The sequence below is a fragment of the Bernardetia aquimarina genome, from assembly GCF_042180575.1.
In the GTDB taxonomy this organism is placed as follows: Bacteria; Bacteroidota; Bacteroidia; order Cytophagales; family Bernardetiaceae; genus Bernardetia.
The window spans coordinates 5,800,509-5,823,084 of sequence record NZ_CP170094.1 but is presented as its reverse complement, the minus strand read 5'-3'; the positions used below and the strand labels follow the sequence as shown (position 1 = coordinate 5,823,084).

Genomic DNA, 22,576 nt, shown 5'->3' with positions numbered 1-22,576 from the left:
TTATGTCTAACTACTTAAATAAAGTAAATGACTATTTTTTACTGATTTCAAAGGTTCAAAATTTGGATTCTATTGTAGATGAAATGATAGATACAGTTGCACAATCAACTATTTTTTCTGATAAAAAATTAGTAGGAAATTTTATCAAAACACTTTTTGTTAGAAGTATTATTTTTCATGACTATGGGAAGGTAAATCCAAATTTTCAAGTGAGTAAAATGAAAAATACTATTCATTTCAAACAAAATAGAAAGTTAAAAATAGGCTCTAATCATTCTAGTTTGAGTGCTTATATTTTTATTCATTGGCATCTTGACGAAAGTTTTGAGGCTGTTTCGAAAAATGATTTACCTTTCGTTTGGACTACCATTTTTCTTTTTGCTTCATCTATTTTCAAACATCATTCTAAACATTTGAATTTTGATAAAATCCCTTTTAATGAAGATGAGTATCTCAATTTGAAAGACTTTATAAAACAATTCAAAATTAGTTCTAAAATACCATTAGAAAACCTCTTTAAAGAAACACTCTTGAATGATATTTTTAATAGAATAGAAAAAAACAGTCACTCTTATAATTTATTCAATCTATTTGCATTAACCAAGCTAAGTTTTTCTCTTTTAACTGCATCAGATTATTACGCTACTTTTGATTACACAAATGGAAATAGTGATGAAAAATTGACTTTGAAAGCCAATGATTTTGGAACAATAGATAAAATAATAAGAGAAAAAATCATTCAAAATTTCAAAACTACTGAGAAATATAATAAAGCTCTTTTTGAAAAAACAGAAGAATTAAAAAATGTTTCTTTTGAGAGTTTGCGAGAACAAAACAATTCTAATCTAAATAAACTACGTCAAAAATTAGCAGCAGAAGCTCTTACAACCATTCGAAATAATCCAGCTGCTAATCTATTTTATTTAGAAGCTCCTACTGGTGGAGGAAAAACAAATATTTCTCTCGCTCTAGCAACAGAACTACTAGAAAAAAATGAGCAACTCAATAAAATATTCTATGTTTTTCCTTTTACTACACTCATCACACAAACTTTTGATGTTATAAAGAAAACATTAGATATTGAAAATAAAGACATAATTCAATTACATTCTAAATCAGGTTTTCATCAGCCAAACGAAGAAGACAATGATGGAAATTATGGTAAAAATAGAATGAATTTTATATCAAATCATTTCATTAATTATCCAATTACACTTCTCACACATATCAATTTTTTTGATATTTTGACAGGAAATGGCAAAGAAAGTAATTATGTTTTTCATCGTTTAGCGAACTCTATTGTCATTATAGATGAATTACAAACCTATAATCCAAAACACTGGGATAAAGTAGTTTTCTTTTTGAGTAATTATGCTCGTCTTTTCAATATGAAAATTATTTTGATGTCGGCTACACTTCCAAAAATTGATGAGCTTTTAGATGAAAATTCAGAAATGCGTGGAAAAGTAACTCACTTGATTAGCTCTGAAAATAAAACACAGTTTTTTCAAAATCCTAATTTTTCTGGTAGGGTAGAGTTTGATTTTAGTATGCTAGATAATTGGAAAAAACCAAAAAGAGGAGATGAGGAAACGAAAGAAACTTATTTGCAAAATTTAGTAGAAAAAATAATCCAAGAAAGTGAAAAATATGCAGAAGCTAATTCTGATTCTGTCAGAACTTTAGTTGAATTTATTACAAAAAAAACGGCTACTAAATTCTTAAAATCTCTTCAAGAGAATGAAAATTTTGAAGATTATACGCTTTACTTAATTTCTGGAGAAATACTAGACCCAAGAAGAAGAGAAATTATAAAGGCAATAAAAGAAAATAAAGATAAAAAAGTCATTTTAATTACGACACAAGTAGTAGAAGCTGGTGTAGATATAGATATGGATTTGGGTTTTAAAGACCGTTCTCTAATTGATAGCGACGAGCAGTTGGCAGGAAGAGTAAACCGAAATGCAAGTAAAAAGAATTGTAAAGTTTTTATGTTTGATTTTGATTCAGAATCCTTTATTTACAAAGAAGACAAACGCTTAGATGTAGAAGCAATGAATAAAAACAATATAGAAGATTATAAAGCTATCTTACAATCCAAAAATTTTGATACTGATTTCTATGACAAAGTAAAATCTGAAATTATTAAAAATAATACGAATGATTCGATACAAAATTTATCAGATTACTTAGATCATTTTAAGCGTTTCAATTTTCATTCTATTAATCATGATTTTCGTCTTATCGAACAAGAAAATGAAAGCATTTTTGTTCCTCTTCCTATTCCAAAAGAGTATTTTTCAGAAGAAGATTTAAAAGTCATTTCTTATTTTGAAATCAATGAAGAAATTAGAAATGAACAAAATTATATAAATGGAGAGGAAGTTTGGAATAAATATGTAGAAATTTTGAGTAAAACAAATCAAGATAAAAAACAACGACAAAACTATATAGAAAATCAAGTGCTTTTTAAGCAAATCTATGGCATTCTATCAAAATTCATGTTTTCTGCTTTTTCAAATCAAATAGAAAAACTAAAATCTCATTTTGATAATGGAGAAGATTTTAAAGATTACAAAGGCTTTGGAATTTATTATTTTTCTAACTGGGAAGAAGTCTATAGTTATGAAAATGGATTAGATATGCAGAAAGTGAATGATGGAGAAGGATTTTTTCTATAGTATGCTATTCTTTTCTTGTCATTCCGAACTTGTGAGGAATCTAAAACACATACGTATTAGATTCTTCACTTCGTTCAGAATGACAATACAACAAAAAAAAACAAAATGCACCCACTCACACCCACCCAACTCAATTACTACAAAATTTGTCATCGAAAGTTGTGGCTTTTTTCTCGGCAGATTACGATGGAACAAACTTCTGATGCTGTCTTTGAAGGAAAACTGACGCACGAATATAGTTATCCACAACGTGCAGCCAAAAATAATGAACTGGATTTGGGTATTGCTAAAATTGATTTTTACGATTCCAAAAATAAGATAGTTCATGAAACCAAACAGTCCGACAAAATGGAAGAAGCACATCTGTTACAGGTTCGGTATTATCTCTATTTATTGGAACAAAATGGAATAGAAAATCCTACAGGAATTTTGGAATACCCAAAGCTACGTAAACGTGTGAAAATCGAAGCTTTGACCGATGAAAATAGACAGGAATTAGAATCTATTTTTTTGAAAGCTAGAGAAATTATAAATCAAAAAAGCTGCCCAGATACAATAAAAAAGCCTTTTTGTAAAAAATGTGCTTATTACGAACTCTGTTATATTGAAGAAGAAGAATAAACAATTACGAATTACGAATTAAAAATTACGGAATAAAATACAGAAAAACTACTCCTTTTTTAATTCAATAAAAACAACAATTACAAATTAACTACACCACTTATGAGCAAACAAGAAACCTATATTATGACCTCTGGAAGATTGGCACGTCAAGACCAAACTATCGTCTTTACGCCTATTGATGAAGAGGGAAATGAAGGCAAGAAAAAATTTTTGCCTATTACAAATCTATCTTCTATCTATGTTTTTTCTAATAATTTGGAGGCAAACAACAATTTGTATATGTTTTTGAATAGACATGGCATAAGTGTTCACTTCTTCGATTATTATTCTAATTATGCAGGTTCATTTTATCCAAAAGAAAAATATCAATCTGGGTTTGTACACGTTCAACAAGCCAAATTTTATTTAGACAATGAAAAACGAATGACGATTGCAAAACAGTTTGTTTTGGGAGCAATTCATAATATGCGTGTTGTTTTGAAGTATTATGAAAATAGAAAAAACAACTTTGATTCCTCAATTATAGAAAAACTGGAACATTATTTAGAAGAAGTTCCCAAGGCTACGACTATTCAGATGTTGATGGGTTTGGAAGGTAATGCACGAATCAATTATTATTCTGCTTTTGATTATATTATCAATGATTTCAAATTTGAAAAGCGCAGCAAACAACCTCCTCATAATGAAGTAAATGCGCTCATTTCTTATGGAAATATGTTGCTTTATACAACGTGTATGAATGCTATTTATGAAAGCACACTCAACAATACAGTTAGTTATTTGCATTCTCCTAGTGCTAGACGCAATTCTTTGGCGTTAGATTTATCAGAAATTTTCAAACCTTTTTTGGTAGATAGATTAATTTTTGAGCTTTTCAATAAAAAAATGATTCAGTCAAAACATTTCAGAAAAGAAGGAACTATGTGTATGCTCAACGAAAAAGGAAATGAAGTTTTTTTGAGAGCATATAGAGATATGATGAAGGAAACTTTGAAGCATCGTTCACTAAAACAGAAGGTAAGTAAGCGCACTTTACTTGTTTTGGAAGCAAGAAAGTTGATGAAGTATGTTACAGGAATTGACTCGGAATACAAACCATTCAAATCACAGTGGTAGGAACAGTTATCAGTTATCAGTTATCAGTTATCAGTTATCAGTTATCAGGCAAAACTTGTTTTGTAAAAAAATTATTGTGCTTTACTATTTTTAAAGTGACTACTTATGTATGTAATTTTGATTTATGATATGGATTCAAAAAGGGTGGGCAAAATGCTCAAACTTTGTCGGCAGTATTTGAATTGGATTCAGAACTCTGTTTTTGAGGGCGAAATAAGTCCACCTAGACTGAGGGAACTTTCTGCAAAAATGAAAACGATTATGGACGAGGATTACGATAGTGTAATTATCTTCAAACATCGCATGAAAATTGAGATGAATAGGGAGGTAATTGGAGTAGAACGCAATCCTTTAGATGATTTTTTATAGATTTTCGAAAAGTGCCTTCTTGGGTTCTGTGAGCTGGTGAAGTCGTCTAAGTACGAAAAAAATGTTCTTTGAAATAGTAAAAAGCCTTATAAAAATCATAAGTAGTTGATTTTTAGAGCTTTAAGTATGTCGTCGTACTCTAGGGGTTTTCGTACTACTGGAGAGCGACGACAAAATCGTTATTTTTTCAAAATAAAAAGTTTGTTTCTATTGTAGAAACCGATTTTTTTTCTGAAATTGTAACGGAATTAATCGTACCCATTTTGGAATTGAAACAAAAGCAGCAAGTACCGTAATACACGCCAAAAGGGAATTAATCGTACCCATTTTGGAATTGAAACGAAAGAATATAAGTTTCCCCTGCAGCAAACTTATCATAATTAATCGTACCCATTTTGGAATTGAAACGAAACACTAAACCCTCGTTTAGCATGGGCTAGGAAAAATTAATCGTACCCATTTTGGAATTGAAACTTACTTGCAGCAGCTCCTTCACTATTTACAGCGCAATAATTAATCGTACCCATTTTGGAATTGAAACTTGTCCTAAAACAAACTCATTCCCTAAATTGGTAGTAATTAATCGTACCCATTTTGGAATTGAAACTTACTTGCAGCAGCTCCTTCACTATTTACAGCGCAATAATTAATCGTACCCATTTTGGAATTGAAACTTGGCTGAACGTACTAGAGTTGCAAATAATCATCATAATTAATCGTACCCATTTTGGAATTGAAACAAAATTTGAAGAAACAAATGAAGAGGTAAAGAAATTAATTAATCGTACCCATTTTGGAATTGAAACTCTGTTTTTTTTGTCTGCTCTTATGGTGCATTCTTTAATTAATCGTACCCATTTTGGAATTGAAACATTTTAGGTTTTCTCTCAAAAGAGAATTGATTTACCCAATTAATCGTACCCATTTTGGAATTGAAACCAAACGATTAAGCCAACCAGTTAAATTTTTTGCTTTAATTAATCGTACCCATTTTGGAATTGAAACTTCTGATTCAAAGGAAGAACCAAAACAAGAAACAGAAATTAATCGTACCCATTTTGGAATTGAAACTCTGTTTTTTTTGTCTGCTCTTATGGTGCATTCTTTAATTAATCGTACCCATTTTGGAATTGAAACAAATAAAACTAAAGCTATATTTTGATGATTTGATATTAATTAATCGTACCCATTTTGGAATTGAAACATTGACTTGCTTAATAAGTGTAATGAAATATTGTTGTAAATTAATCGTACCCATTTTGGAATTGAAACTTCTGATTCAAAGGAAGAACCAAAACAAGAAACAGAAATTAATCGTACCCATTTTGGAATTGAAACTCTGTTTTTTTTGTCTGCTCTTATGGTGCATTCTTTAATTAATCGTACCCATTTTGGAATTGAAACAAACGTGATTCGTCTTTGGATAGACAAAGAAAAAAGAATTAATCGTACCCATTTTGGAATTGAAACAAGTCTATATCTTCAGAAACAAGAACTTCATCAGAAAATTAATCGTACCCATTTTGGAATTGAAACTTCTAAAATAGAAGTTTCAATTTAAAACAAAAACTTGCCTTATAAACAAATTATAAGACAAGTTTTTGATTTTTTAAACGATAGATTGGAAAATGTCAGTTACATTTTTTTACTCATTCCAACCACCACCAAGTGCACGATATACATTCACAACAGCATTCATTTGTTGCATTTTGGTTTCGATAAGTTCTACTCGTGCTTCCAAAACATCACGCTGTGTAAGAAGAACCTCCATATAATCGGCTCTAGTAGCTTGAAAAAGGTCATTTGAAATAATAGTTGCTTGATTTAATGCTGCCACTTGTTCTACTTCTAAATCATATTTTTGTTGTAAATTATTGATATACGACAACTGATTAGTAACTTCCAAATAACCATTCAGAATTGTTCTTTCATACTCATAAATAGCTTGAATTTGCTTTGAGTTGGCTGTCAAATAATTTGCTTTAATAGCATTTCTATTGATAAGAGGGGCTGCCAAATCTCCAGCCAATGAATATAAAATAGATTCAGGGGCTTTTACCAAAAAAGTAGGATTGAAAGCACGCAATCCCAAACCAGCCGTAAGACGTAAAGAAGGATAAAAATTAGCTTTTGCAACAGCAATATCTAGTTTTGTAGCTGCTAATCTCAATTCTGCTTGTTTTATATCTGGACGGTTTCCTAAAAGTTGTGAAGGAATACCTGCCGAAACTTCTTGTGGAATAAAGGTCATAAAACTATCCGAATTTCTTTGAATAGGTTGAGGATAACGACCTAATAAAAAGTTAATTTTATTTTCTGTAACAGTAATATCTTGAAGAATATCAAACTGCAAACTTTTTGTATTTAATAATTGTGCTTCAAAACGCTTGACTGCTAGTTCGGTAACTCTACCAGATTGTTTTTGAATACGGACAATTCGTAGGGCATTACTTTGAATTTCAATGTTTTGATTGATAATGGCTAATTGATTATCAAAAGCTAAAAGCTCATAATAAGAATTAGCTATTTCAGCAATGATATTTGTTATTAAAAAATTACGTCCTTCGATAGAAGATAAATAGTTGAAATAGGCTGATTTTTTGGCATTTCGTAGCTTTTTCCAAATATCAACTTCCCAACTTGCATACGCTCCTATCATATAATCTTGCAAAGGGTCAGGTGTTTTTCTTCCGTCCTCAATTTCTGTAATGGCATCACTTGCACCTTTACTCGTAAAACGACTAGGTTTTTCGACTCCTGCACCTGCTGCAATATCCATAAAAGGTAAATACTCTCCTTTTCTAATTCGGACTTCATTATTTGCAATCTGAATTTCTTGAAGTGTAATATTTAATTCTTGATTATTTTTGAGTGCTGTATCAATGAGCGCAATCAAATTTTGGTCATTAAAATACTGCTTCCAATTCATTTTGGCAGAATTAGTAGAGTCAATTTGATTTGTATAATTAGTGGGCGTTTTCGAATTTGCGTTTCTATTTACCAAAGTCGGAATAGAACAAGCCGTAAAAAACGAGCAAATACAAAGTAGTGCTAGATAATTATAGAGTTTATATTTTTTTATCTTGAACATGATTTTTGATATTTTTATTTTTTGGATAAAATATGTTATATTTTTTTGGTTCAAGCGTCGACGCTTGAACCAAAAAAAGGGAATAAATTATAAAACGTGAGGATTATCCATTGCATGTTTATCTTCTGTCAAAGGCGTTTCATCTTCATCTTTAATAAGATGTTTTCCTGCCATCGAACCGAAAATATAATACAACCCTGGAACGATAATTACTCCGAAGATAGTACCGAAAAGCATTCCTCCAAGCGCAGAAGCTCCAATGGTTTTGTTACCAATCGCACCTGCACCATGTGCCAAAACAAGAGGAATAAGACCAGCAATAAAGGCAAAAGAAGTCATCAAAATAGGTCTGAAACGAACCTTTGCTCCTTCAATGGCAGCTTCCAAGACTGTAAAACCTTGTTGTTGTTTTTGTACGGCAAATTCTACAATCAAAACAGCATTCTTTCCTAAAAGACCGACGAGCATCACCAGTCCTACTTGTGCATAAATATCATTAGCAAGCCCCATTGATTTGACAAGTAAAAACGAACCAAAAACACCAGCAGGTAACGAGAAAATAACAGCTAATGGGATAATAAAACTCTCATATTGCGCTGCCAAAACAAAATAAACAAAAACCAAAACAACAATAAAAACATAAATAGCTTCATTTCCACGTCGTGCTTCGTCATAAGAAAGAGCAGCCCAATCAATATCAAAACCATTTGGTAATGATTTGGCTTCTTCTCGTATGGCATCAATCGCTTCTCCACTACTGTATCCTTTTGCAGGAACACCACTAAAACCAGCCGAAGTGTACATATTATAACGGTTGATTTCGTTTGCTCCCTGCGTTTTATGAATTTTCATAAAGGCAGACATTGGCACCATTTCTCCGACATCATTTTTGACCCATAGATTCAAAACATCTTCTGGTAATTTTCTAAATTCTGGGGAAGCCTGTACAAATACTTTAAAAAAACGTTGGTATTTGATAAAGCCTTGCTCATACGTACTACCTACAAAAACCGAAAGTGTATTCATAGCATTTCCAATCGTAACACCTTTTTGCATGGCTAATTGATTATCAATTTCAATTTCGTATTGTGGATAATTGGCACTATAAAACGTAAATACACCTGATAATTCTTTGCGTTTTTCTAGTTTTTCCATAAAATCATTTGTTACTCTTTCAAGTAATTCGTAATCTCCTGTATTTGCTTTATCCAAAAGTTGGAGCGCAAAACCACCTGCTGCACCATATCCCGGAACGGCTGGAGGGTCAAAAAATTCAATCGTTGCCCCTGGAATAGCTGTTGATAGTTCTTCTAATTCATGAATAACCTCATTAACTGTATGATGTCTTTCTGACCACGGTTTTAAGTTAATTAGACAGGTTGCAGCATTCGAACCACGTCCTTCTGTCAAGACTTCATAGCCTGTAATCGTAGAAACTGACTGAATGGCATCTACTTCTTTCATGAGTTCTTGCAACTGACGTGCAATATCATTAGTACGCTCCAACGTAGAACCAGGGGGAGTTTGGATAATGGCATAAATCATTCCTTGGTCTTCACTAGGAATAAATCCAGAAGGTAGGTTGGTAGCAATTCCATAAATACCACCAGCAAAAGCAATCCATAAAATAACAGTAACTAATCTTCTGTGGGCAATTCTTTTTAATAAACCTACATAAACATTTGTCATTCTTTCAAAACCTCTGTTAAAGGCATCTAAACCTCTATTTAGCCATGTTTTTTTGCGTTTTTTGCCATGATTATTTTTCAAAATCATAGCACACAAAACAGGCGTAAGTGTAAGAGCTACAAGTCCAGAAAGTACGATTGAACTTGCCATAGTAATAGAAAACTGTCTATAAAATACTCCCACAGGTCCTGTCATGAACGCAATAGGAACAAATACAGCCGTCATGAGCAAGGTAATGGCGATAACTGCTCCACTAATTTCTTTTAGTACTTTATGAACAGCTACATAAGGAGAGCAATTTTCCTCTTCCATTTTGGCATGAACAGCTTCCACCACGACAATGGCATCATCGACAACAATACCAATAGCCAAAACAAGTGCAAAAAGCGTAATCATGTTGATGGTAAGTCCGAAGAGTTGCATAAAAATAAATGCACCAATAAGTGAAATTGGAACAGCCAAAGTAGGAATAAGCGTCGAACGCCAATCGCCCAAAAATATAAATACCACCAATGCCACCAAAATAAAAGCATCTCTAAGCGTATGCACAACATTTTCGGTAGAAGCATCTAAAAAACTAGAAACATCGTAACTAATTTCATATTCCATCCCAGGTGGAAATGTTTTTTTGAGTTCTTCTAATTGAATTTTCACATCTTCAATAACTGCGCTTGCATTACTACCGTAGGTTTGTTTCAAAACAATCGCAGCCGAAGGATAACCATTAATATTAGAATAAATATCGTAATATTCACTTCCTAAAGCTACCGTAGCAATATCTTTTAATCGCAAAATTTCGCCTTCAGAATTGGCTTTTATGATTACATCGCCATATTCTTTTTCATCATTTAACCTATCTGAATACGCCAAAACATATTCAAGAGCTTCTGCACGTTGTCCATCTCCACGACCGATACGGCCAGCTTTACCAATTACACTTTGTTCTTCAAGTGCTTCCATTACTTCATCAGGCGAAATTTTATAGGCTCTCATCCGTTCTGGATTGAGCCAGATACGCATTGCATACTGACGACTACCCAATATCCTTGCCTGTCCAATCCCCTCAATACGCTGCAATTCGGGTAACATATTTACACCTGCATAATTAAAAAGAAATTTCATGTTTGCATTTTTGTCGGTACTGTAAAGATTTACGTACATCAACATACTCGGCATCATGGGTGTAATAATTACACCTTCACGCTGAACAAGCTCAGGAAGTCGATTTCGGACTTGTTCTACACGGTTTGAAATCTGAACTAAGGCTTGATTGGGATCGCTTCCAGGTTCGAAAACGATTTGAATATTTGCTTCTCCTGCGCTAGTTGCATCAGATTTCATGTAGCGCATTCCCCAAGCTCCGTTAATGGCTTGCTCTAAGGGAATAATAACTGATTCAGTCAGCGTTTTGGCACTTGCCCCTGGGTAAGAAGCCGAAACCATTACCATAGGAGGTGCAATAGATGGAAATTGAGAAGTTGGGAGGGTATAAATGGACATTACACCCAAGAATATGATGACAAGTGAAAGCACAATAGCAAGCACAGGTCTTTTTAAGAATTGTTCGAACATTTTATTTGTAGTTTGAAAAATGAATGATTTAAGAAGCAATTACGAATTAAAAATTACGAACATAATATATTCATAATGAACAGTTTAGGATTTAAAACTACTTCCTTTATTTAATTCTATTCCTAATGCGATATTTTTTGATAAGAGTTTGTAAAATCGTTTAAATTATAAATCACTTATTACAAGATTACATTCGTAATTCTTAATTCGTAATTTATAATTGTTTATTTTACTCTACATAGACTTCCAAAGTATCTAGTACTTCTTTAGGGTCTTTGTATTCAAATTCTATCTTATCATTATTTTTCACCTTTCGAATTCCTTCAAGTAGTATTTTTTCGTCTTCTTTGAGTCCTGCTTGAATAACATACAAATCTGGGAGTTCTCCAGCTACTACTATTTCTCTCTGATGAACTACATTTTCTTTATCCACAACAAAGACATATTTTTTCTCCAAAATCTCAAACGTCGCTTTTTGTGGGATAATAATCGCATTTTTGAAAGGTACTGTCATTTGGATATTTCCTGTTTCTCCATGTCTTAATAATCCATTTGGATTTGGGAAAGTAGCTCTAAAAGCAATATTACCTGTTTCATTGTTGAAATCAGCTTCAATAGCCTTTACATATCCTATTTCATTAAATAGTTTATTATTTGCCATTAACAAATTCACTTTCATCAAACTGTCCTTTTTTTCGTGTTCTTTATATTCCAAGTATTCATATTCAGGAACATTAAAATAAATCCACATCGTGCTATTATCTGAAAGGGTTGTTAATAGCTCTCCTTCTTCTAAAAGACTTCCTTGTCTTACTTGTAACCTATCCATAATCCCTTCAAATGGCGCAGTAATTTTGGTAAAACCTAAGTGAACCTGTGCAAGGGATAATTCTGCAAGTGCTTTATCTAGTTTAGCTTTTGCTAAAGCAAGTTCGTTAGGTGCAACAATAGAACTATCGGCTAGTCTTTTGGTATTTTTATATTCAATTAATGCAAAATCAGCCTCTGCTTGTGCCTTTCTAGTTTCTGCTTCATAAAGCATAGGCATAATTTGAAACATTGCTTGTCCTTCTTTAATTTTCTGACCTTCATCTACATACGTATTTTGTAGATAGCCTCTTTCTAAGGCTCTAAGTTCGATATGACGTATGGCGTGGATTTGACAAACATAATTTTTGATGACCGAAGTATCCATTTTAATAGGATTCGTAACCAAAAAAGTTATTTCTTCTTCGTGTTTAGTTTCTTGATGGGATTCACAGCTTGTATAAAATAAAAGTACACACAAGCTCATAAGTCCAAGTAATATCTTGTTCATGATTATTTCTTTAAATAAATAGTAATATAAAATGCCTAAAAAAATAGTATAAACAGCAAAATCCATATACAATCACCTAACAATCAAACCTGTACAGAAAAAGGCGTAGATTTTAGTAAATGCAAAAAATTATAAAAAAGCTGATATTATACAGAGATAGGTTTATTTGAAAAAACCTAAAATGAGGGAGAGAAGGCATTATAATCTGAACACTTGGAACAGAATATAGCATTTATGAAATAAGAAATAATTGAGACTTTCACTTACATAAAGATAGTTTCTATCATAATCATAGAATCTAGCAAATAATGGAATATTAAATATAGAAGCAAAAGCAAAACTACCTTGCGAAGACTTTTCTAAAGAATCTTGTTTGTCTTCTTTTTCTTTCTCTTCTTTTTCGAAAAAGCGAAATTTAAAGCGTTTACTTTTCTTTTTTCCACTAGGAAATGAATCTGCTTCTAATGTAGGAATGACAAATTGATTGTCAAAAGTAGCATCTAACGATTCTGTATTCTCAATATTGGAAAAAAACTTTTCTAAAGATGTAGTTTCGTTTGCTTGATTTGTATGGGCATACAAAAAACCGTTTCCATTTAGAAGGAAAAGGTAGAGTAAGACAAACGATATTTGAAAAAGTTTTTTCATTGTGTCGCAAATGTATATAGAATTATTTATTCTATCAAACAAATGGAAATTATTTTCTTGAGTAAAGTAAGGAATTATTTCCATTAAATCAAGCTCCAGACGTAAAAATCACCTTTTTGTTTGAAAAAATTATTTTTTTGAATTCCTTGTATTTATTTTAAACAAGCTAAAGAGTAAAAATATGCTCTTAAATAAAAAATTCTACGTATAATTTTTATAAGATAAAATAAAAACTTTGTAAGTTTTTAGATAAAATTAAGAAAAAAGGCAACGTTTATTCAAACTTTATCGTATTAATTTCAAAACAAACCTATTCTAACTTTATTATTCTATTATGTCTAATCTACTGACTGTCAGACTTTTTTTTGTGCTGTTTGCGTATGCAACAGTTACTTCTGTGCAGGCTCGTGTTTCTCAAATGAATTTTGATGAAACCAACCAAAACTCTACTGAATTTAAACAAAATACACAAGAAAATGCACCTTCTCTCATTGAATCTGTTGATACAGTTGCATTGATTGATGAGCTTATTTCGCCAAGTTGGGTTTTTCACCAACGTAGTGCTGATGAATGGCTAACCTATTATCCAAATGCAAAAATAAATCGCACTCCCATCAAAAATGTTCATAATACTTCAAAAACTGATACTGTAATTGAAGTTACGACAGAAAAAACACATTTACGTTTTTATCGTGCCAATGAAAAAGACCTTTTATTAGAAGCAAAAGTTAGTTTCGAACCTTTATCTATTGGAAAAGGTCTTTCTATGGGAATGAATAAAAGCGATTTTATGCGTTGTTTTTCAGAAACCGAAGAAGGAATGCAACAAAATGTTGTGGTAGTGGTAATGGATGAGGAAGAAACTAATTATTACTTCTTTACTTTTGAGCAAAATGTTTTGGTAGCTGTTCATTATGAAGGAATCATTGACTAGCCGAAAAATCGGACTGCTTTTAGACTTTTTCGCCAAAAGATAAATCTCCTGCATCTCCCAACCCTGGTATGATGTAGGATTTTTTGTCTAGTTTTTCATCAATATCTCCAATCCATAAATTTGCTTTTGGCAATGCTTCTTGTACATTTTTTATTCCTTCCTCACTTGCAATAACAGAAGCAATATGCAATTCTTTCGGCATTCCTTTTTGTTTTGAAAGCTCTTGGTAAGTTTTGATAAGTGATTTTCCTGTCGCAAGCATAGGGTCAATCAAAATAACCGTTTTGTTTTCCAAATTTGGACAAGCTGTATAAAGCAAGTCTATATCAAAATCATATTGATTGAGTTTGTTTTGTAAATCTTGCTTATACTCTCCTCTATATGCCCCCACAAAACCACTGTCCGACTGCTCAAAAAATTCTGTAAAACCATCATAAAGAGGAAGACCTGCACGCAAAATCGGAATCAAGACAGGAAACTCACTTAGTTTTTTAGTTTTCTTTTCTCCTAATCCTGTTTTCAAAACATACTCTTGGTAGTCAAGTTGTTTTGAAATTTCATACGCTAGTAAATAACCTATTTTTTTTAGATTTTGACGAAAATTTCCTCTGTGAGCTTGTAAATTGGTATCTCTCAAATTATTCATAAAATAATGAGCAATAGAAGACTGCTGAGTAAGACTAAAAACTGTATTCATTGTTTTTGGATAAAATTATCTTTATTTTGAATCTTGAAAATTATTTAAAAACCTAAATTACTTGATTTATTCTGTTTTTCTAAACAAAACAATTTAGAAGTGTTCTAAAAAACAAAATTTGTTAATTTACTCTTATAACTTTAAGAAAAAATAAAATAGCTCTGCTTAGAAGAAATTACAGATTCAAAATACTTATTTTCAGTGCATTATTTTTTTTAAAACAGCAATTTATTTGATTTCTATTCCTTAGAAAGGAGAAATAAGTAACGTAAAATAAGAATTCTATTAAATAAACTGATAACAAACTATTTGTATTTGTTTGTCATTTCTCTAGCTAGTATGCCTAAAACTTATAAAATAATGAAAAAACTACTTTATTTCTTTGAAAAAAATGCCTTTGGAGTATGTGCTAAAATAGGTGAACGTTTGGGTATTTCTTCTGAAAGCATTCGTCTTTCTTTCATATATGTTTCTTTTATCACTTTTGGCTCTCCTATTTTTCTTTATTTAGTCCTTGCTTTTTGGATGAAAATGAAAGCACACCTAAGAAGATATAGACAGATTATTAGAGGCTTATAAACAAAATTGGATAGATTAAATCTAAAAAAATAGTTTGAGTACAGAAATTACTCTTGTCAAGACATTTTTAACAAAATTGAACAAAACAAAGAAAAATAGGATTATTCAAACCTAAAAAACAGTCTATAAATCATGTTTTGTGTATTGTATAACCTCATTAAAAAATAGGAATAGGCTCTAAGAAGCTCTAAGCCTATTTTTTTTACTTAAAAATCAAAATAGTTAATTAACTTAACTAAAAAAGTGTTTCATTTTTCTAATTTAGAAGCCTCAAGAAAAATATTTTTAAAAATTTACAAAAAAAATAACACATCTAAATCTATTTTGAATTTATCACAAAAATCAGCTTAAAATTTTGATTTTTATTAAAAAATCAAAACAAAAACAATATTTATCAAAAAAAATCAAAATATAACAACACAGCAACACCTTAATATTCTTCTATTATACCTTGATAAAATGATGTAATAGTTGGCAAAATATCATGTACTATTTGGATTTCTGACACAAAATTATCTACTTGCAAATGTTTTAGACGCAAAATATAACACAAGTCTAATCCCCTTTACAACTAATATTATTATGTCAAAATTCAATTTTTCAAACAGATTTATCCTCGGCTTAAGCCTTGCAGGTTCGCTAACATTTTTTGGATGTCAAGATGCACTCCAAAATGAAGCAATTACAGAGTTAGAACAGACTACTCTTGACAATGAAAAGAAAGGCTCAGAAGAGTTTATCAAAAACCAATTTATTGTTGTACTTAAAGATGGTACTTTTGGACAAAAGTTAGGTAAAGTAGCTGTTGCACCTGTTGCAGATAGAGCTACCAACCTAAAAAACTTTGAAGTCAAACAAACAGTACTTACAGAAGCTGTAAACAAAATGGTCTCAGAATTTGGTGTAGAGCCAAAAGCTATTGATTTTGTTTATGGTGATGCGCTTTTAGGTTTTGCTGGAACATTTACAGATGAACAAATTAAAGCTATCGGAAATGACCCTCGTGTAGAGTATGTAGAACAAGATCAAGTGATGCGTATTTCTGATGGCTTTGCAGACGATGGAAAAGGTGAAACAAATACTGTTTCAAGAACAGAAGCACAATCTACTCCTTGGGGAATCTCTCGTGTAGGGTATGGAAACTATGCAGGTGGAGCTCGTTGGGCTTGGGTTATTGATTCTGGAATTGATGGTTCACACCCAGACTTAAAAGTTAATATTCAATTTAGTCGTTCTTTTGTAAGTGGATATTCTGGAACTCAAGATGGAAATGGACACGGAACACACGTAGGAGGTACTATTGCAGCTAAAAACAACTCTATTGGTGTTGTTGGTGTAGCAGCAGGAGCAACTCTTGTTTCTTGTCGTGTATTTGCAGGAAGTACTGGTTCAAATTCGGCTGTGATTTCAGCAGTAAACTATGTAAAAGCAAATGCTTATGTTGATGATGTAGCAAATATGAGTCTTGGTGGAGGACGCTCTACTACTTTGGATAATGCTGTAAAAAGTGCAGCTAATGCAGGTGTTTATTTTGCTTTAGCAGCAGGAAACGAAGCTCAAAATGCGAATAATGTTTCTCCTGGACGTGCAAATGGTAGTCGTATCTTAACAGTTTCTGCAATGGATGTTAATAGTCGTTATGCGAGTTTCTCAAACTATGCCAATCCTCCAATTGATGTTTGTGCGCCTGGTGTAAGCATTACTTCAACTTGGACTGGTGGTGGATACCGTACAATCAGTGGTACTTCAATGGCAACACCTCACGTAGCTGGTATTTTACTTATCAATGGTGGTACAGTTAATACACAAGGAAATGTTCAGAATGACCCAGATGGAAATGCTGACCCAATTGCTAAAAAATAGTGAAGATTAAAATCAAGTAAGTCAATCTTGATTGAATAGATAGATAGAAGTGAAAAAACCTATTTCTTAATTGGAATAGGTTTTTTTAGTCATCGTACCTTTTTCTTTCTCTTTCTAAATTTTGAGTCTGAATATGTCTAACTTCTCCTTTTTAGTAGTATCCATTGTAGAGTTCTAACTATAACATTATTCTACCTTATTTTTCATTTGGTAATAATTTCCATCCTTTAAACTTAGGAATAGAAATTAAATAAATCACTATTTCTGAATCAATAACCAACTGAAAATCAATGAATTAATTTTACAATTCATTATTACTCCTTGAGCTACGTTAAAAGCCCTCATTTATAGAGTGTTAATTATTTAAATTAGTTTTTGCAAAAAACAGTCTTCTCACAATGAAAAGACTGTTTTATTATAGTAATTATCAGAAAAAGAGTTTTTTATTGAATAATCAACTGTTTTGTATAGACTTTTCCTTCCGAAACAATCAGTACTACATAAACACCTGCACTTATTTTTGGAAGATTGATAGAAGTTATTTTTTCATTCATAGCAATTTCTTGACTATGAATAATTCTACCTAATCCATCTACCAACACAAGGTTAGTTTTTTGGTTTGTCGTTCTTGCAAATTCTACTTTGAAAGAACCATTATTTGGATTTGGATAAATTGTGAAGATTTTTGTAGACTCTTCTTCGATTCCTGTTATACCATCAACTGTAAATGTTTTTTCTTCGGTTTCAAAACTACAACCTGTTTCATAAACTACTTGTGCTTTGTAATTTCCTGTTTCTGTTGGTGTAACCAGAATTTGATTTGCAAAAGAAGGAATTGCAACACCATCTTTAAACCACATTACAGAATCAATCGCATCTTGAGAAGATACATCAATCGTTTTATCTTTGCCATTTTCTGTATTGATTCTGATGATAGCTGGATTGACTTGCAAACGAGTAATTTCTACTTCGCTCGTTTCTACTTTACAACCCTCTGCTGTCGTTATTTCTACTTTATATGTTCCAATTTCAGAAGTAGAAAAACTTGCAGAAGTATTTGAAATAACAGTATCATTTCTAAACCATTTGTAAGTAAAACTTGTACCAGTTGTTGCTGAAAGCAGAGTTTCTTCGCTTGTACAAATCGCTGTTTTATCTGCTGTAAGCTCAATATTTGTAGGTGCATTTGTGATTGTAACAGAGATTGTTGTACTATCTGCACAAGATGGCTGACTAGCTTTCAAAGTATAAGTTCCTGATTCTGAAACTGAAATACTTGTGCCATTTCCAATAGTAGCACCATTTAAAATCCATTCGTAGGTTACATTTGCGCTTGTATCTTGAGCATTTAATATTCCACTTCCACAGAAAGAAACAGAATTTCCTTGCTCAATGCTTGCTGTTGGAGCATCGACAAAACGAGTAGTCGTAAATTCAGATTCATCAGAGCAATCATTTTTAATTACTCTAACTTTATAACGAGCTTCGAAAGTTGTGGTTAATGTTCTTTCTGTACCTACTTGAACATTTTCTCTAAACCATGTGTAAGTTGCTCCCTCTACTTCTTGAGCTGATAATACAAATTCAGTTGCACAGCTTTCAAGTAAAGTTCCTTGTTCGATGGTTGCTTCAAAAACTTCTTTGATTGGAACAACTGCTTCTAAACGCTGACTTTCTTGTCCATTAATCACAACAGAAATATAAAAAGTTGTACTGTCATTCAAAACAGGCGTTTCGATACTTGCATTATTAGTTTCAAAAAGTGGTGTAGATGCTGTTTCAGAATCATAAACTCTATAAGTTGCACCTGCACTTTGTACATTGATTGTTCCTCGTTCTCCTTTACAAGCTGCAATAACAGAAAGCAAAGTTGGAGTAGCAGGAAGAGTACGAACTTGAACCGAATTTGAAGTCGCTGTATTATTTCCACAAATAGCTTTTATAGAATAATTATACTGTGTATTTGCTGTCAATGTTGAATCAACATAAGACAAATTCGAAGCTGGAATAGTGGCAAGTCGCTGTCCATTTCTCAACACTTCATAATTAACTGCATTTGTATTTGAAGGTGTTGTCCACGATAATTTTACTCTAGTAGAAGTCAGAATTTCTGTACTCAAATTAGTTGGTAATGTACAATCTGCAATCGGAGGATTTGGAGTTGTAGGATTACATTGAGGCAACACATCAACAATCGTATTCTTGACTGTATTTGTGATAATTGGAGCATTGGTATCAAAATAAATATACGATTTATTTTCAATTCTTGACGTATCTGTATGTGCTGCAATTTCATCAAGCTCAAAAATAACATATCCTTGACTTAGCTCTGGACTGGTTGTGCTATCAGGCAAATTGATATTATCGAATACAAAATTAATAACATTATTATTTGCTGTTGTATCGACAACCATTGGATGGCTACTTCCCACAACTCGCAAAGAACGACGATTTAATAAACTACTCAATGAATCTGCAATGCGTACATTCAAAGCAGGTGCATTTCCTGTATTTTGAAAACGAATGGTATAAGTAAGTGGCAAATCTGAACGCTTCGTAAATTTCTCATCACAAATTCCTTGTGGATAAACTTGTTTGTCGTTCGGGTCGTAGGAGTTTACGATTGGAAAACAGTATTGTTTTAGATTATTTGCACGATAATAATCAGTCGTTTCAGGTGTGATATGTCCTGCAAAACAAACTTCGTCGCCAATATTTAAGCTAATATCTGGAGTTACAGAAACTCTAACTACAAAGTTTCTATCATAATTCAAATCAGTAACATTCCAAAACAAATCATTTCCTACAATTCTATTTGGAGTTATGGAAGCTGAATTATAAGTTACATTACTAGGCAGAGTAACTTTTAGCTCACCAGATTTGGGAGCGCAAGAATAATTATTTGCCAACACTGTAATCGTAGTAGGAATAGCAGGACGGAAAACTCCTCCAACAATATTTACATTAAAATCATAAATAGAAGAAGTAAGACGAATCTCCACAGGTTGAATAACCACATTTCCTACCCTATCAGTAACTCTTAATTGGAGGTTTCTAATTGCACTACTACCACAGTAGAGTGTTACGCTATCTCTTCCATTGCGATTAAAGACAACAGAAATATCTGTAGAATCTGTACAGTTATCACTCAAAGCTGTGATAAAATAATTAGCTGGAACAACAGCTTGATTACTAGCTCCAAAATGAACAGGTACAACTCGTGTAGTGAAAGTCGGTGGAATAGTGTCTTTTACGTGAACAACTGTAGATGAAGTATCTGTATTTCCATTATTATCTGTTACTCGCAAAACTACGTTCTGAATAGAATCTATACAAGAAAAAGAGCGAGTAGCTAGTCCTGTATCATCATAAAGATAAGAAGCAACCGTATTACCACAACCTGCTGAACTAATACTATCTAATAAAATTGCATCTATTTCCACTTGTCCACTAGCATCTAAATAAGTCGTATAATTTGTTTTGCTAACTGCATTTAATGATTGCAAAGCAGTTACTAAAAGTTCTAACCTCTCATTATTACAACCTACAATAGAATCAAAAGCATAGAAATACGTAGAATCTGCTGTCAGAACTGGTGTTGTAAAGCTATTTCCTATTTGAAGAGGTGTACTACTTGTAGGAGAATCGTACCAATAGACTATTCCGTTTCCACTAACTTCTAAAACGGTAGTATCATTCAGACACACTCCAAACTGATTTTGAGGTGGAGTAATATTTTCCATGGATGAAGTAGTAACCAATATGGCTAATCTATTGCTAACCCCACAGCCAGCAACTGAATCTTGAACATAAAAATAAGTAGAATCTCGTGTCAGAATAGAAGTTGTAAAACTACTTCCTGTATGAATAGAAACAGGATTCGTAGGAGAATCGTACCAAGTTACTACTCCATTTGCATCTATTTCAAGAGTAGTAGGTGTATTTGGACATAAATCAAATTGATTTTGTGGTAATGTAATATTATTTACTGAAGCTCCAACTGTTGAATCACCTGTAATCGTCCAGTTATGAGATGAAATGAGCATATTACGTGCTGATTCACCATTACAGTAAGTAAGTCCAGTAGCACCTAGTCTTACATCTATTTGTACATTTTGAGAAGCCCAGCCTATAAGTGTAGAATCATAGTTAAGTGCATTTAGTCCAGAGTTATTTAGCATTGCTCCCATCGTGGTAACATTACTAATATTCCAGTTCCCAATAGGCTGGTTGAAAGAAGTAGCTCTAATAAACATCATAAGCATATCAGTTACCCTTTGAGTGTTCCAGTTTCCAATGTCTTGATTGAAAGCTGTGGCTTCGTAAAACATACCACTCATGTCTCTTACATTACCCGTATTCCAATTTCCAATAGGTTGATTAAAAGAACCAGCTCTACTAAACATCCTAAGCATATCTCTTACATTACCTGTATTCCAATTTCCAATAGGCTGGTTAAAAACAGAGGCACGCAAAAACATATTACTCATATTTCTTACGTTACCTGTATTCCAATTTCCAATAGGCTGATTGAAAGAACTGGCATCCCAGAACATATATCGCATATTGGTTACATTAGCTGTATTCCAACTTCCAATAGGTTGATTAAAGGAAGTAGCTCCAAAAAACATATAACTCATATCAGTTACCCTTTGAGTATTCCAGTTATCAATAGGTTGATTAAAAGAACTAGCCTGCTCAAATACACCAAACATATCTATGATATTACTCGTATTCCAGTTTCCAATATCGGCATTAAATACAGAACATCCACTAAACATTCGTCCTATGTCACTTACTCTAGAAAGATTTGGAACATCAGTAGCATTGTAAATAAGGTTAGAACAACCGAAAAAAGCATCTCTCATACTCCTCCAAGCTATATTCCCCCATGCTTCTATGGTTTGCAGTTTTTCTTTATGATTATTATCATTGTTCATGTGAAAATGAGGAAAACTTCCTGTAATAGCTACTTCATAAACATCTCCATTTCTAAGTCCTACAATAGTATATTGACCTCTTCTTCCAGTAGCAGAGCCATTTCCTACTCCTGTATTACTTAAATTTGTCCAAGTGATACTGTAATTGTATATACCACTAGAACTATTTGTAGGAATTTTTATTGTACCATCATTAGTAACCCAAGTAGTACGAAAGGCTTGAGCATGTGCTACATGCGAATTAAAAAAGAACAGAGTAAAGAGCAAAGAAAAACCAAATAGTATAGTTTTGATTTGGTTTCTAAAAGTAGAATATAATTTTTTCATCAAAGAAAATAAATTGCGAATTATGAAACTATAAAGTACAGTTTTTGAGGGGATAGGTAAAAAGTGTACTTTATAATCAGAGATAATTCTGTTTGGAAATAGAAATTAGTAATAGAGGGGATTTGCTG

13 protein-coding genes and 1 CRISPR repeat array are annotated in these 22,576 nt (G+C 32.3%); of the genes, 7 read left to right on the top strand and 6 right to left on the bottom strand.

Annotation, left to right across the window (positions count from 1 at the left end; all coding sequences use genetic code 11):
• Window positions 1–2: 2 nt before the first annotated feature.
• From cas3 to cas2, 4 genes are all read left to right on the top strand, one after another.
• Window positions 3–2,681 (top strand): CRISPR-associated helicase Cas3', encoded by a 2,679-nt coding sequence (gene cas3, locus ACE193_RS24985; protein ID WP_375560912.1) that lies wholly within the window; start codon window positions 3–5, stop codon window positions 2,679–2,681.
• Window positions 2,682–2,786: 105 nt separating this feature from the next.
• On the top strand, window positions 2,787–3,302 hold the full coding sequence (gene cas4, locus ACE193_RS24980; protein WP_375560911.1) for a CRISPR-associated protein Cas4: 516 nt from the start codon (window positions 2,787–2,789) through the stop codon (window positions 3,300–3,302).
• A gap of 102 nt (window positions 3,303–3,404) precedes the next feature.
• Complete coding sequence (gene cas1b, locus ACE193_RS24975; RefSeq protein WP_375560910.1) at window positions 3,405–4,421, top strand: type I-B CRISPR-associated endonuclease Cas1b; 1,017 nt, start codon at window positions 3,405–3,407, stop codon at window positions 4,419–4,421.
• Window positions 4,422–4,574: 153 nt separating this feature from the next.
• Entirely contained in the window at window positions 4,575–4,790 is a 216-nt protein-coding gene (gene cas2, locus ACE193_RS24970) for a CRISPR-associated endonuclease Cas2 (RefSeq protein ID WP_375560909.1), read from the top strand.
• A gap of 246 nt (window positions 4,791–5,036) precedes the next feature.
• Window positions 5,037–6,326: a CRISPR direct-repeat array (repeat unit 30 nt; unit sequence AATTAATCGTACCCATTTTGGAATTGAAAC).
• Window positions 6,327–6,435: 109 nt separating this feature from the next.
• On the opposite strand, the gene ACE193_RS24965 is transcribed toward cas2, so the two are convergent.
• The 4 genes from ACE193_RS24965 to ACE193_RS24950 all read right to left on the bottom strand — a co-directional run bounded on the left by ACE193_RS24965 (window position 6,436) and on the right by ACE193_RS24950 (window position 13,108).
• Window positions 6,436–7,881: a TolC family protein gene (locus ACE193_RS24965; protein ID WP_375560908.1), complete on the bottom strand. Its 1,446-nt coding sequence runs from the start codon at window positions 7,879–7,881 to the stop codon at window positions 6,436–6,438.
• 87 nt (window positions 7,882–7,968) lie between these two features.
• Window positions 7,969–11,142, bottom strand: a complete 3,174-nt coding sequence (locus tag ACE193_RS24960) for an efflux RND transporter permease subunit (RefSeq protein ID WP_375560907.1) — start codon at window positions 11,140–11,142, stop codon at window positions 7,969–7,971.
• Between the two features lie 229 nt (window positions 11,143–11,371).
• On the bottom strand, window positions 11,372–12,460 hold the full coding sequence (locus tag ACE193_RS24955) for an efflux RND transporter periplasmic adaptor subunit (protein ID WP_375560906.1): 1,089 nt from the start codon (window positions 12,458–12,460) through the stop codon (window positions 11,372–11,374).
• A 198-nt stretch (window positions 12,461–12,658) separates the two neighbouring features.
• Entirely contained in the window at window positions 12,659–13,108 is a 450-nt protein-coding gene (locus tag ACE193_RS24950; RefSeq protein ID WP_375560905.1) for a hypothetical protein, read from the bottom strand.
• Between the two features lie 334 nt (window positions 13,109–13,442).
• On the opposite strand from ACE193_RS24950, the gene ACE193_RS24945 reads away from it, so the two are divergent.
• Entirely contained in the window at window positions 13,443–14,042 is a 600-nt protein-coding gene (locus ACE193_RS24945; RefSeq protein WP_375560904.1) for a hypothetical protein, read from the top strand.
• A 19-nt stretch (window positions 14,043–14,061) separates the two neighbouring features.
• Here ACE193_RS24945 and upp read toward each other — a convergent pair whose 3' ends face one another.
• A complete protein-coding gene (upp, locus tag ACE193_RS24940; protein WP_375560903.1) occupies window positions 14,062–14,739 on the bottom strand; it encodes a uracil phosphoribosyltransferase in 678 nt (225 codons plus the stop codon).
• A gap of 360 nt (window positions 14,740–15,099) precedes the next feature.
• Here upp and ACE193_RS24935 point away from each other — a divergent pair, with 360 nt between their 5' ends.
• Window positions 15,100–15,318 carry a PspC domain-containing protein gene (locus ACE193_RS24935; protein ID WP_338765347.1) on the top strand — a complete coding sequence of 73 codons (219 nt, stop codon included), beginning with the start codon at window positions 15,100–15,102 and terminating at the stop codon, window positions 15,316–15,318.
• A gap of 582 nt (window positions 15,319–15,900) precedes the next feature.
• Window positions 15,901–17,181: a S8 family serine peptidase gene (locus ACE193_RS24930; RefSeq protein WP_375560902.1), complete on the top strand. Its 1,281-nt coding sequence runs from the start codon at window positions 15,901–15,903 to the stop codon at window positions 17,179–17,181.
• Between the two features lie 443 nt (window positions 17,182–17,624).
• On the opposite strand, the gene ACE193_RS24925 is transcribed toward ACE193_RS24930, so the two are convergent.
• Window positions 17,625–22,448: a BspA family leucine-rich repeat surface protein gene (locus tag ACE193_RS24925; protein WP_375560901.1), complete on the bottom strand. Its 4,824-nt coding sequence runs from the start codon at window positions 22,446–22,448 to the stop codon at window positions 17,625–17,627.
• Between the last annotated feature and the right edge of the window lie 128 nt (window positions 22,449–22,576).